Source organism: Bradyrhizobium sp. IC4059, from assembly GCF_020193615.1.
Lineage (GTDB): Bacteria > Pseudomonadota > Alphaproteobacteria > Rhizobiales > Xanthobacteraceae > Bradyrhizobium > Bradyrhizobium yuanmingense.
Genome location: NZ_JADYVH010000012.1, coordinates 112,893 through 125,222 on the forward strand (window position 1 = coordinate 112,893; position 12,330 = coordinate 125,222).

Genomic DNA, 12,330 nt, shown 5'->3' on the forward strand with positions numbered 1-12,330 from the left:
TGGAATGATTCAATACCGGTTTACAGGCAGAATCATCATTTCGGCAATTTGAACGTGGGCGGGCTGATCCAGGGCGAACACGATCGAGCGGGCGATGTCGGCCGGCTCAAGCGCCATCCTGAACTGGTCGAAATAGTCCTTTTCCTTCTGCTTGTCGCCGCGGTAGCGGGTCAGGATGATGTTGGTCCTGGTCAGGCCGGGCTGGAGCTCGGTGACCCGGATCGCGGTGTCCGCCAGCTCGCCCCGGAGGGTCTCGGTGAACATGTGCACGCCCGCCTTGCTGGTGCTGTAGGCCGCCATATCCGGGACTATACGGACGGCGTTGATGGAGCTGATGTTGACGATATGGCCGGCGTTGCGCTTGACCATGTCGGGGAGGATCGCGCGGGTGACGCGCATCAGGCCAATCAGGTTGGTCTGGATGATGTTGGACCAGTCGTCGGCGGAGCCGGCGTCGAAGCGTGTCCGGCCGCCGATGTCATGCCCGGCATTGTTGATGAGGATTTCGACCGGCTTGAAATGAGCAGGGATGGCCTCCGGCAGACTATCCACGTTCCGGAAATCGCTGACGTCGAGCTGAATCGGAAACACCCTGTCGCCGACGGTGGCCGCCAGCTGCTGAAGCGCCTCGGCGTCACGATCGACCAGCACGACGCGGCGGCCGCTGTCCAGCAGCGCCTTGGTGATGGCACGTCCCATGCCGCCGGCAGCGCCGGTCAGGACGACGGTCTGGCCTGGTTGTTCGGTCATCTCAGCACTCCCATTCCAATGCTCTCATGCGATTGACCAGCCGCCGTCGATGGGCAGGCTGGCGCCGGTGATGTCATTTGCCGCGGTGCCGCAGAGAAAGATGACCATGGCGGCGACCGCATCCATTTCGACGAAGCGCTGCGTCGGCTGGCGCTCGCCAAGATATTCGCGGGTCACGTCATCGACGGGGCGTCCGCTATTCGCTGCCATCGTCGCGATCTTGTTCAGGATCGCCGGCGTCGGCAGCGTACCCGGGCAGAGCGCGTTGCAGGTGATTCCGCTGCGGGCGGTCTCGATGGCCACCGCGCGGGTCATGCCGAGGATTGCCGCTTTGGTCGTGACGTAGTCGATGCGATCTTCGACCGCGCGGCTCGAATAGATCGAGCCGATATTGATGATCCGGCCCCAGCCGCGCTGCTTCATCGCGGGCAGCGCAAGGCGGATCAGGTGGAACGGCGCCGACAGGTTAACAGCGAGCGCCTGGTCCCAGCGATCGGGTGGAAACTGCTCGATCGTCGAGAAATGCCTGACAACGGCGTTGTTGACAAGGATGTCGATGACTCCGCAGCGGTCGAGCAGGCCGACCATCATGCTCTCGATGTCGTCGCGCCCGGACAGATCGGCAGCGGCGGGGATGACCTCGATGCCGAAGCGGGCGCTGAGGTCGTCCGCGGGCTGCTTCGGCGCAACGAGGTCGTGCAGGACAATGTTGCAGCCCGCGCCGGCCAGGCCTTCCGCGATGGCGAGGCCAAGGCCTGCGGTCGCGCCGGTCACGAGTGCCCATTTGCCCTTCATCGCAGCCCGCCCGCCCTTATTTCTTGTCGAGCTCGGCGAAGACTTCCTTCGCGTTGCGGAACGCGTCCACGCCGGCCGGCACGCCGCAATAGATCGCGACCTGCATGAAGACCTCGCGGATCTCCTCTTTGGTCGCGCCATTGGCGAGGGCGCCGCGGACGTGGGTCTTCAGTTCGTGCGGACGGTTGAGCGCGCAGAGCATCGCCAGATTGAGGAAGCTGCGCGTCTTTCGCGTCAGCCCTTCGCGGCCCCAGACGTAACCCCAGCAATACTCGGTGGTCAGATCCTGCATCGGGCGGTTGAACTCGTCCGCGGACGCGATCGCCTTGTCGACGAACTCGCTGCCGAGCACGCTTTTGCGGATTTCGAGGCCGCGGTCGTAGGTCGCCTTGTCCATTCTGTTCTCCGTTTCTCGTTCGGGCGTTCTCAGGTCTTCGGCCAGAACGGTTTGGCCAGCGCAAGCTCAGGCGGGAACACCGTCACCGGCACGCCGGATTGCCACTGCACGATGGTCATGCCGGCGCCGACGCGGCGGCCTTTCTGGTCGAACTTGATCTCGCCGAGCGGGTAATATTTCGAGGGGCCTGCATCCATGGTGCGCAGCGCTTCGCCGACGGCAACGCGGTCGGCCTTGCCGGCCTTCTCCAGCGCGTCCTTGATCACCCACATGTCGCCATAGGTGGAGATCGCATTCTGCGTCATCCACGGCTCCTTGTAGCGGGTCTTCAACTCGGCGATCAGCGCCTCGTGGCCCTTGGCGCCCCAGCTCGCAACGCAGGTCAGGACTCCCTGGAGCAGTTCCGGGCTCACGGTCTGCAGCATGTCAGGCTCGGCGATGGCGATGCCGAACGAGATGGTCGGCACCTTGCCCTGGCCGAGGCCGAACTCGTTCATCTTCTCGAGCAGCAGCTTGGCGTCGGAGATCACCGTCGGCAGGAAGAAGAGCAGGTCGGGCTTGGCCGAGCGAATCTTCTGAACCAGCGACGTCGCGTCCGCCAGCGGCGGCGTGAAGGTCTCGTCCACGATCAGCTGCAGCTGGTTCTCTGCCAAGAGGCCCTCGCGCATCGATTTCGCCGAGGCGATCGACGCGGCCGTGTTGTCGGTGAGGATCGCGACCGTCTTCGGCCGCTTGCCCGATGCCGTCTCGGCCAGCTTGATGATTTGCGGCAAGGCCTGACGGGCCTGTGAGGCTGCCGTGGCCGAGGTCTGGAATACGTATTTGAAGCCGCGATCCGTGATCAGATCGGAGTAGGAGAGGGTGAGGACGGGCAAGTTGGCGCGTTCCGTGACCTCGGTGACCGCGAGCGTGAAGGATGACAGGTAGGCGCCGCTTGCCGCGACCAGGTCGCTCTCCTGCGCCACCATACGCTGGGCGGCGTTCTTGGCCTTCTCAGTTGTGTCGCCGGAATCGAGCACCAGGAGCTTCAGCTTGGCGCCGCCGAGCGCCTTGACTCCGCCTTGCGCGTTGATGTGCTCGACCGCCATCTCGGCGCCCTGACGCATCACCGTGCCGGGACGGGCGTAGATGCCGGAGATCGGCACCAAGAGGCCGACTTTCACCTCAGATGGCTGCTGTGCCCAGGCACGGGATGCGATCAGCGTGCCGGACGCGCCCGCAAGCAGTGTTCGACGGGTGATCCTGATCTTGCTCGTTGTTCTCATGACAATCCTCCTCCCTGAAAAGCGTGCGATGCTATTTCTTCGGCCAGAACGGCTGCGCCTGCGCGAGCTCGGGCGGATAGACGGTGACTGGCACGCCCGATTGCCATTGCACGATGACGACGCCGGCGCCGACCCTGCGGCCCTTCTCGTCGAACTTGAGCTGTCCGCCGGGATAGTATTTCGACGGTCCGGCATCCATGGTGCGGAAGGCCTGCGCGACCGCATTGCGGTCGGCCTTACCGGCCTTTTCCAAGGCTTCCTTCATCAGCCACATGTCGCCATAGGTCGAGATGACGTTCTGCGTCATCCAGGGCTCCTTGTATTTCGCCTTGAGCTCGGCGATCAGCGCCTCGTGACCTTTCGAGCCCCAATTGGCGACGATGGTCATGATGCCCTGCACTGTCTCCGGGCTCACGCTCTGCAGCATGTCCGGTTCGGCGATGGTGATGCTGAAGGACACGGTCGGGATCTTGCCCTGGCCAAGGCCAAACTCGCTGATCTTCTCGAGCCCCAGCTTGGCGTCCGACACCGCGTTCGGCATGAACAGCAGCAGATCGGGCTTGGCCGAGCGGACTTTCTGGATCAGCGGCGTCGCATCCGACAGCGGCGGGGTCCAGACTTCCTCGACGACGAGCTGGAGGCCTTCCTGCGCGAACAGCTTCTCCTTCAGCGCCTTGGCCGTGGCAACCGAAGTCGCGGTGTTGTCCATCAGCATCGCGACCGTCTTCGGCTTCTTGCCCGAGGCGTTCTCCGCGAGCTTCATCAGAGTCGGCAATCCGAGCTCGGACTGGCGGCTCGCGGTCGCGGCGGTCTGGAAGATGTATTTGAAACCGCGGTCGGTCAGAAGGTCCGAATAGGACAGCGTCAGCACCGGCAGCTCGGCACGCTCGGTCACCTCGGTGACCGCCAGCGTGAAGGACGAGAGATAGGAGCCGGTGGCAGCGACGAGATCCGGCTCCTGCGCCACCATGCGTTGCGCCGCGTTCTTGGCCTTCTCGGTGGTGTCGCCGCAATCGATCACGACGAGCTTCAGCTTGGCGCCGCCGAGCGCCTTGATGCCGCCCTGCGCGTTGATGTGCTCGATACCCATCTCGGCGCCCATCTTCATCACCTGGCCGGGGCGGGTGTAGATGCCCGACAGCGGCACGATCAGCCCGACCTTGATCTCGGCCGGTGTCTGCGCGCGTGCCACGCCGGCAAGGCCCACGGCGGCGGCGCCGGACAGCACGGTCCGTCGCGAGAGTCCCTCCGATGTCTTGTTCATTTTGTTTACTCCCTGGTCTTTTTTATGGTTGTCACATGCCGAGATAGGCCTTGCGCACGCGGTCGTCGGCGCGCAGCGTGTCGTTGTTGCCTTCGAGCACGACATGGCCGGCTTCGAGGACGTAGCCGTGGTCCGCGGATTCCAGCGCTTCCGCGACGCGCTGCTCGACCAGCAGCATGGTCAGCCCGGACTGGCGGCGAATCTCGATCAGCCGATCGAAGATGAAGTCGGCGGTTGAGGGCGCCAGCCCCATCGAGGGTTCGTCCAGCATCAAGAGTTTCGGCGAGGAGGCGAGGCCGCGGCCGATCGCGAGCATCTGCTGCTGGCCGCCTGACATCGTGCCCGCGAACTGGCTGCGACGCTCCTTCAGCACCGGAAGCCATTCGAAGATGCGCTCGATGTTGCTCTGCCAGTCGCGTCGACCGCTCTCCGTCATCGCACCCATCTCCAGATTCTCCATCACGGTCAGCGAGGGAAAGACCTGGCGGCCCTCGGGGACGTGGGCGATGCCGAGATGGGCGCGCTGCGGCGGCGGCACTGCGAGGAGGTCGACGCCGTCGAAGGTGATGGCCCCGCCGCTCGGCTTGACGATGCCGGAGATGGTCTTGAACAGCGTGGTCTTGCCGGCGCCGTTTGGCCCGACGATGGCGACGAACTGGCCGGCGCCGACATTGATCGAGATGTCGTTCAGCACGGGTTTGGCGGAATAGCCCGCGCTCAATCCCTCAATTCGCAGCATGGCCCACCCATTTCTTGCCGAGATAGGCCTCGATCACCCGGTTGTCGCGCGTCACCACTTCCGGCAGGCCTTCGGTGATGACGGCGCCGTGGTCGAGTACGACGAACCTGTCGACCAGCCGGACCATCGCCTGCATCGTGTGCTCGATGATCGCGATGGTCATGCCGTCGCGCGCGAGCTGCTGGATCACGGCGACGACCTCGTCCGCCTCGCCGTGGCCGAGGCCCGCGAGGGTCTCGTCGAGCAGCAGGATGCGTGGTTGGCCGGCGATCGCGCGGGCAAGCTCCATCAGCCGCAGCTCCTTGGTCGAAAGCTCGCCGGCGACACGGTCGGCGACGGCAGAGAGCCCGACACGGGCAACTGCATCGGCGGCAAGCTTGCGGGCTTCGTCGTCGGACCGCGCGCGCACATAGGCACCGACCACGACATTGTCGAGGATCGACATGCGCAGGAATGGTCGCATCACCTGGAAGGTGCGGCCGATGCCGGCCTCGCAGATCACGTGCGGCCGTTGGCCGGACATGTTGCGGCCATCGATCAAGACCTCGCCCTCGCTCGGTTTCAGGAAGCCGTTGAGGAGATTGAACAGCGTGGTCTTGCCGGCGCCATTGGGGCCGATGATGCCGAGGATCTCGTTCTGGTGCAGCTTGAAGCTGACATCCTGCACGGCCTTGAGGCCGCCGAAGGACCGCGACAGGTTCTTGACTTCGAGCATGACTTCCCCGGTGGCAGCCCGCTGTCGCGGTGCGGGCTTCAGCGTGGTGACGTTGGCAGCCGATGTTTCGGGCAGGTCGGAGGCAGGCGCCTTAGGCGCGATCCGTTTGCGCAGGAGATCGCGCAGCTTCCAGAACAGGCCTTCCGGGGCCAGCAGGATGACGCAGACGATGGCGAAGCCGAAGATCACGCCCTGGATGCCGGGGAAGCGCGCGCCGGCTTCGGCATGCAGTATCTCGGCGAGCGGGATCAGGATCACGGAGCCGATCACCGGCCCCCAGACCGTGCCGACGCCGCCGAACATCGCGACCGTCAGCGCCTGGGCCGACACCAGCATGCCGAACACCGATTGCGGCGTCACGACCAATAACACCTGCGCGTAAAAGCCGCCGATCGCCGCGGCAATGGCCCCGCTAAGCGTAATCGCGCGCAGCTTCCAGGCGAGCGTATTGATCCCGGCTGCCTCGGCGGCGGCCTCGTTCTGCTTGATTGCGAGCAGTGCCATGCCGAAGCGGGAGCGCTCGATGAATTGCGTCAGCACGATGGTGGCAAGCATGATTGCGAGTCCCAGCAGCGTGTAGATGCGCGGATCGGCGAATTGCATGTAGGCGATCGGCGCGTCGCGCTTGATCGGAAGGGTCACCTCCTGGAAGCCGAGCCACTCGAACACGTAGAGGATGGCAAGCGGGTAGGCGAGCATCGCCAGGGCGAAATAGTGGCCCTGGAGGCGGAAGGTCGGAAATCCGATCAGCAGCCCGGCGATGCCGCCAAGCACGGCGGCAATGGGGATCAGCAGCCAGGGGGAGATGTCGAAGTAGATCTGGCCAAGCGCGGTTGCATAGGCGCCGATGCCGAAGAACGCGGCGTGGCCGAACGAGATCAGCCCGGTGTAGCCGCTGAGCAGGTTCCAGGAGAGGCCGAACACCGCCCACACCGGCACCAGCGTCAGGATGAGCTGGTAGTAGGAGTTGGTGACGCCGAGCGACAGCGCAGCATAGGCGATGGTGAAGAGCAGGGGAGGAAGAAAGGAGCGCATCCGGAGCATGATCACGTCCTCTCCACCATCCGCCCGAAGAAGCCTTGCGGTCGAAAGAAGATGATGAGGAGGAAGACGGCGAAGATCGCGGCGTTCTGCAGCTGCGTCGGCAGGATCAGCGTCGACATCTGCTGCACGAGCCCGATCGTCATGCCGCCCCAGAACGCGCCGATGATGCTGCCCATGCCGCCGAGCACGACGCCCGCATACATGACGATGACGTATTCGAGGCCGACGAACGGGTGGAACGGATAGTTCGTAGCGAGGAGGCCGCCGGCGATCGCCGTGATGCCGCAGCCGAGCGCGAAGGCGGTTCGGTGCGCGCGGTCGACGTCGATGCCCATATAGGTCGCGGCGGTCGGATTATCCGCGGCGGCGCGAAGCGATTTGCCGATCCGCGTGCGCGTGATCAGCAGCGAAAGCAGGATCATCATGACCAGCGAAACGATCATGTCGATGCTGCGGGCCTTGTTGAGAAAGATGCTCATGTCGAAGAAGGGGCCGAGCTCCCACGCCGAGCTCGACAGCGGCGTGCGGATCGAGGCCAGCACCGAGCCGAACACGATGAGGCCGCCGTTCTGCAGGATCAGCGCGATGCCGAGCGTGAGGATCAGCTGGGCGTAGTGTCCCTCGCCTTCGAGCGAGGCGGTGCGCGTCCCCGAGACGTGCGAGATCAGTGCCCGGTGGACGAAGTAGCCGAATACGGCAAGCACGGGGCCGGCCAGCAAGATGGAGACGAACGGTCCGACGGCATTGCCGAAGAACGACTGAACGCCGGCGGCGGTGAACAGATAGAAGGCAGTGTACATGCCGAGCATCATGAAATCGCCATGGGCGAAGTTAATGACGCGCATGACGCCGAAGATCAGGCCGAGCCCGACGCACATCAGGCCGTAGACGGCGCCGATCAGAAGGCCCGCGGCGAGCGCTTGCAAAAATCCTTCCATCAGCTTCGCCTCCGCGCGGCTGACGAACCTAAGCGGGTCTCGAAGTCGACCATGTTTCCCCCGTACTCTCCGGCACTTCTTATGATGCCGATCGTAAAACCCGTTCCGCCGTGTCCAGGCGGCATAGTGCTGCGATATCGCCGGCGTTGCCGAGCCGTTCGCAGCTCTCGATGAGTTGCTCCAACTGGCACGTGCGGTCCTCACCGAGGACTCCCTGAGCGGCAGTGCGAAAGCGCGTGCGAATATCTGAAGGCGTTGCGGCGATGACGTCGGGTAGCGCGTGCCGGATCGTCCGGCCGCTCTGCAGATGCACGGTCACATCCGCGCCCTGCTTGTCGGGGAACGCGGTGGTGAAGCCGACATCCGGCTCAAGCTTCGTGATCGCAACCAGGCGGATGATATCGACATCATCGAGTTCGGCGTAGTTGCCTTCCTCGATCTCGCCCCTCACGAGGGTGGCCGCGACGCTGAAGGGAATGCTCATCTTGGCCTGGAGCGCGTTCCGATACGGGCCGGTGGAGGCGCACCCAGGATAGCGCACGGCGGCATCGGGAGCGCGAACGACGACGCTGTCGATCTCCTCGGTGCCGGCGAGTTCGTGCGAGACGCGAAGGGCCGCTTGCGCGGCGGTCTGCGCGAAATTGCAGGCCGGGACCGGCTTGTTGTAGACCGCCATGATCTCGCATTCGCCATTCGGGAACAGCGCGATGCTGTCGGGCGCGGCCCGGCGACCATAGGCGGCGAACAGGCCCGCTTCGCCTTCGAGGATCGTTTCGGAGCCGAAAGCGCCGGCTGCGGCGAGGCCGATTGCCTTGATCGCATTGCTGGCGGCGAAGCCCGGATGAAAATACATGTCGGAGCCGCCTGCATGCGGCCACTCGTTGAGACCGCTGGACGTGTTGGCTGCGATCGCGATGGCGCTGGTCGCTGCGTCTTCGGACAGGTTGAGCGCGAAACTTCCGGCGAGCGCCGCGCCCAGAGGGGCCACGAGGCCGGTCGGACGATAGAGCCGGGCGAGATCGGAGGTCAGCAACGCGCGGCCGATCCGCGCGCCGGTCTCATAGCCGATTATCGCGGCTGCGAGCAGCCTTGAGCCGTGCAGCTGCGACTGTTCGGACAGCGCGAGCAATGTGGGCCAGATCACCACGCCGTGGTGCGCAATGCTGGCGGCATGCATGTCTTCCCGCACGAGTCCGTGCCCCATCACGGCATTGGCGAAGGCGGCATCGGCCGGCAAGGAGAGTCGCGACATTCCGACGATGGTTGCGCTGCCGCCACCTTGTGCGACCGCGATTGCCTGACGACTCCAGGGATGATGGCCCGCCTCGAAGGCGCAGGACAGGAAGTCGAGCAGGCAGAGCTTGGCCTTGGCGACCACTTCAGGCCCGAAATCTCCGAGATCAACGGCAAGTGCGCTCCGCGCCATCTGGCGCGCGAGCGATACCTTGCCTGATCCGGTCGGGCTGTTCGTCATCGCAAGTGTTTCTCCCAAAGGCTCTTGCGCTCAGCCGCGCATCTCGACCCCGGCCCACTCCTCGAGCACCTTGGCGATCGAGGTGAAATCGGATGACGGGCCGTATTTGGCGTTGGTGATCGCCAGCATCTGCCGTACCACTGCGCCGCAGACCATCGGCACGCCCATGGCCTCGGCCTCGTCCACGCAGAGACGGACGTCCTTGTAGGAAAGGCCGGTGGCGAATCCGAAATCGAACGTGCCCGGCAGCACCGAACGGGGAAATTTGTCTTCGGAGGCGCTGTTGCGGCCGCTGCTGGCGTTGATGATATCGATCAGCACCTTGGCGTTGACGCCGCCCTTGACGCCCATGGCGACCGCTTCCGACGTGATCACCAGTGCCGCCGCCGCCATCAGATTGTTGGCGAGCTTGGCGGTCTGCGCCACGCCGGGCTTGTCGCCGGTGTAGAACAGCTTGCCGAAATTCTTCAGGATCGGCTGCACGATGTCGTAAGTCGCTTGCGGGCACGATACCATAACGGCGAGCGTGCCGTTCACGGCGCCCTTGATGCCGCCGCTGACGGGCGCATCGACCAGCGTCATGCCTTTGGCTTTCAGCCCTTCCGCAACGAGCTTCGCCGCGCCGGGACCAGAGGTCGAGAGATCAACGACGATCTTGGCGCGGTTGCCGCTGCTGATGCCGTCCTCGCCGAGAGTGACGCCCTTGACGATGTCGGGCGTCGGCAGACTGGCGAGCACGATGTCGGCGCGCGAGGCGACGTCGGCCGGCGACTTGCCGACCAAGGCGCCGCGCTTGACCAGCGGCTGCGTCGCGTCGGTCTGCGTGTCGTAGACGACGAGCGAATAGCCCGCGTCCATCAACCGCCCCGCCATGGGGCCGCCCATGCGGCCCGTTCCGATCACACCGAGCGTCTCTCCCGCCATCGTTCACTCCCTGTCGCGCGATCCCACGCGGGGCGCGCCGTCTTGATCTTGTCGTTGTCAGTTCGCCGGCCGGCCCTGACGACCGCCGTCGTTGCGGCGGCGGGTTCCCGTGCCAGCGTGCCGGATTGTTATGATTGTCAGACAAGCTGTCAAGCATAACATTTGGGGTCGACAGTTTGCCGCGGATCGGCATAAGGTCCGAAAAACGAGGAAGACGCCCCGCGTGCCGCAAGACCCAATTCCCAGCGTGAGCAGGACGCTCGCCGATTTCGTCGCGGCGACATCGTGGGCGGACGTGGAGGCGCAGAGCGGCGAGGCGCGACGCTCGATACTGAATTTCTTCGCCACGGCACTCGGCTCCGCACGCGATCCGGTGGTGATGGCGGCGATGCGAACCCTGTCGCCGTTCAGCGGCGCCGCGACCGCGACGGTCATCGGTCATTCGCAGCCGATGGACGCGATGTGCGCATCGTTTCTCAACGCCATCTCGGCCAATCTGCTCGATTTCGATGACACCCATCCCGAGACGATCATTCATCCGGCGGCACCGGTCGCAGCTCCAGTCCTCGCACTCGCGGAGACGCATAAATTGTCTGGACGCGAATTGTTGACGGCGTTCATCCTCGGCGTGGATGTCGAATGTCGCATCGGCAACGCCGTTTCGCCGCGCCATTATGCGCGCGGCTGGCACATCACTTCGACCTGCGGGATCTTTGGCGCCGCGGCGGCTTGCGCCAAACTATTGGGGCTGCCCGCGGAGGGCATTGCGAATGCCATCGGGCTCGCGGCGAGCCAGTCGGCAGGCAATGTCGAGAACCTGCCCAGTGCCGCGAAGAATGTCAGCGTCGGCAACGCGGCGCGCAACGGCTTGTTTGCGGCGCTGCTTGCAGAGCAGGGTTATGAGGCAGCCCCCCACGCCATTGAAGGCCCGCTCGGTTGGGCACGCACCATGGGTGACGAGCCGGATATTGCCCGCTTGCTTGATGGTCTCGGCAAGACCTGGGAGATCGCCAGGAACACCTACAAGCCCTATCCCGCCGGCATCGTTTTTCATGCGGTCATTGATGCCTGCCTTCAGTTGCGAGAGCAGATCGGTCGGCGATTCGACCAGATTGACACCGTGACCGTTCAAGGCTCGAAGCTGCTGCTTGCGCGCGGCGACCGCCCCGTCAACAACGAGCGCGATGCGCGCGTCAGCATCCATCATTGCGTGGCGTGCGGATTGCTGCTCGGCAGAGCCGGCGTCGCCGAGTTTGCACGCGAGACGGTCGTCCGGCCCGATATTGTGCAGCTGCGGCAGAAGGTGAGGGCGGAGTGGGATGACGGGATGCCGGATGGTGCGGCACGCGCGACCGTGCGCCTGTCGTCCGGCGACGTTTTCACCGAGACCGTCATCTCGCCGCGCGGCAGCCGGGCAGCGCCGCTTGAAGATCGCGATCTCGAGGCCAAGCTGCGCGAAAGCGTACGAACGGGCCAGAGCAATTGGGACGCGGACGGTGTCATCGACGCCGTCTGGCGCCTCGATGCGGTGGCTGACGTTGCCGAACTGCTGCGATCGTTGCGGCCGCCCTCGGCGATGCGCCGAACAACTTCCATCTAGACTCTCGCAAGACCTGAAAGGGACGATCATGACCAAGACCGAACTGTTCGAAAAGGGCCTCAAAGTCCGCAAGGAGGTGCTCGGCGAGGACTACGTCAACAAATCGATCGCCGGTGCCGACGAGTTCACGCGCACGATGGCGGAATGGTCCACCGAATTCTGCTGGGGCGCGCTGTGGACGCGGCCCGGCGTCGACCGTCGCACGCGCTCGATCGTCAATTTGGCGATGCTCGGCGCACTGAACCGGCCGCACGAGCTGAAGCTGCACGTGAAGGGCGCGTTGAAGAACGGGCTGACCAAGGAGGAGATCAAGGAGATCCTGCTCCAGGTCGCGGTCTATTGCGGCGTGCCCGCCGGCATCGACGCCTTCCGCAATGCGCGCGAGGCCTTCAACGAGGTCGACGCGGCCGGCTCCTGAGCAAATC

At 64.6% G+C, this 12,330-nt stretch carries 12 protein-coding genes; 2 read left to right on the forward strand and 10 right to left on the reverse strand.

All coding sequences use genetic code 11. The features are described from left to right. Positions 1–9 precede the first annotated feature (9 nt). The 10 genes from I6F12_RS30410 to I6F12_RS30455 form a co-directional block, all read right to left on the reverse strand. Entirely contained in the window at positions 10–750 is a 741-nt protein-coding gene (locus I6F12_RS30410) for an SDR family oxidoreductase (RefSeq protein ID WP_225157899.1), read from the reverse strand. A gap of 24 nt (positions 751–774) precedes the next feature. After that, positions 775–1,545: an SDR family oxidoreductase gene (locus I6F12_RS30415; protein ID WP_225151588.1), complete on the reverse strand. Its 771-nt coding sequence runs from the start codon at positions 1,543–1,545 to the stop codon at positions 775–777. 16 nt (positions 1,546–1,561) lie between these two features. Then, positions 1,562–1,942: a carboxymuconolactone decarboxylase family protein gene (locus I6F12_RS30420; protein WP_036011548.1), complete on the reverse strand. Its 381-nt coding sequence runs from the start codon at positions 1,940–1,942 to the stop codon at positions 1,562–1,564. A gap of 29 nt (positions 1,943–1,971) precedes the next feature. Continuing rightward, positions 1,972–3,207 carry an ABC transporter substrate-binding protein gene (locus I6F12_RS30425; protein ID WP_225157900.1) on the reverse strand — a complete coding sequence of 412 codons (1,236 nt, stop codon included), beginning with the start codon at positions 3,205–3,207 and terminating at the stop codon, positions 1,972–1,974. Positions 3,208–3,238: 31 nt separating this feature from the next. Continuing rightward, positions 3,239–4,471, reverse strand: coding sequence for an ABC transporter substrate-binding protein (locus I6F12_RS30430; RefSeq protein WP_128262831.1), 1,233 nt, complete (start codon positions 4,469–4,471; stop codon positions 3,239–3,241). A gap of 31 nt (positions 4,472–4,502) precedes the next feature. Then, entirely contained in the window at positions 4,503–5,210 is a 708-nt protein-coding gene (locus tag I6F12_RS30435) for an ABC transporter ATP-binding protein (protein ID WP_036011537.1), read from the reverse strand. Beyond that, complete coding sequence (locus tag I6F12_RS30440) at positions 5,197–6,969, reverse strand: branched-chain amino acid ABC transporter ATP-binding protein/permease (protein WP_225128799.1); 1,773 nt, start codon at positions 6,967–6,969, stop codon at positions 5,197–5,199. The genes I6F12_RS30435 and I6F12_RS30440 overlap by 14 nt, the downstream gene beginning before the upstream one ends. 2 nt (positions 6,970–6,971) lie before the next feature. Further along, complete coding sequence (locus I6F12_RS30445) at positions 6,972–7,907, reverse strand: branched-chain amino acid ABC transporter permease (RefSeq protein WP_036035780.1); 936 nt, start codon at positions 7,905–7,907, stop codon at positions 6,972–6,974. Between the two features lie 79 nt (positions 7,908–7,986). Then, on the reverse strand, positions 7,987–9,381 hold the full coding sequence (locus I6F12_RS30450) for an MmgE/PrpD family protein (RefSeq protein ID WP_225157901.1): 1,395 nt from the start codon (positions 9,379–9,381) through the stop codon (positions 7,987–7,989). 30 nt (positions 9,382–9,411) lie between these two features. Next, entirely contained in the window at positions 9,412–10,305 is an 894-nt protein-coding gene (locus I6F12_RS30455) for an NAD(P)-dependent oxidoreductase (RefSeq protein WP_225112286.1), read from the reverse strand. Between the two features lie 247 nt (positions 10,306–10,552). On the opposite strand from I6F12_RS30455, the gene I6F12_RS30460 reads away from it, so the two are divergent. Then, complete coding sequence (locus I6F12_RS30460; RefSeq protein ID WP_225157955.1) at positions 10,553–11,905, forward strand: MmgE/PrpD family protein; 1,353 nt, start codon at positions 10,553–10,555, stop codon at positions 11,903–11,905. Between the two features lie 28 nt (positions 11,906–11,933). After that, a complete protein-coding gene (locus tag I6F12_RS30465) occupies positions 11,934–12,323 on the forward strand; it encodes a carboxymuconolactone decarboxylase family protein (protein WP_036011521.1) in 390 nt (129 codons plus the stop codon). Positions 12,324–12,330: the final 7 nt, after the last annotated feature.

Excerpts from the sequence above, each read along its gene's own strand:
- I6F12_RS30410 (WP_225157899.1), bottom strand. The coding sequence starts at position 750 with ATGACCGAACAACCAGGCCAGACCGTCGTCCTGACCGGCGCTGCCGGC.
- I6F12_RS30415 (WP_225151588.1), bottom strand. The coding sequence starts at position 1,545 with ATGAAGGGCAAATGGGCACTCGTGACCGGCGCGACCGCAGGCCTTGGC.
- I6F12_RS30420 (WP_036011548.1), bottom strand. The coding sequence starts at position 1,942 with ATGGACAAGGCGACCTACGACCGCGGCCTCGAAATCCGCAAAAGCGTG.
- I6F12_RS30425 (WP_225157900.1), bottom strand. The coding sequence starts at position 3,207 with ATGAGAACAACGAGCAAGATCAGGATCACCCGTCGAACACTGCTTGCG.
- I6F12_RS30430 (WP_128262831.1), bottom strand. The coding sequence starts at position 4,471 with ATGAACAAGACATCGGAGGGACTCTCGCGACGGACCGTGCTGTCCGGC.
- I6F12_RS30435 (WP_036011537.1), bottom strand. The coding sequence starts at position 5,210 with ATGCTGCGAATTGAGGGATTGAGCGCGGGCTATTCCGCCAAACCCGTG.
- I6F12_RS30440 (WP_225128799.1), bottom strand. The coding sequence starts at position 6,969 with ATGCTCCGGATGCGCTCCTTTCTTCCTCCCCTGCTCTTCACCATCGCC.
- I6F12_RS30445 (WP_036035780.1), bottom strand. The coding sequence starts at position 7,907 with ATGGAAGGATTTTTGCAAGCGCTCGCCGCGGGCCTTCTGATCGGCGCC.
- I6F12_RS30450 (WP_225157901.1), bottom strand. The coding sequence starts at position 9,381 with ATGACGAACAGCCCGACCGGATCAGGCAAGGTATCGCTCGCGCGCCAG.
- I6F12_RS30455 (WP_225112286.1), bottom strand. The coding sequence starts at position 10,305 with ATGGCGGGAGAGACGCTCGGTGTGATCGGAACGGGCCGCATGGGCGGC.
- I6F12_RS30465 (WP_036011521.1), top strand. The coding sequence starts at position 11,934 with ATGACCAAGACCGAACTGTTCGAAAAGGGCCTCAAAGTCCGCAAGGAG.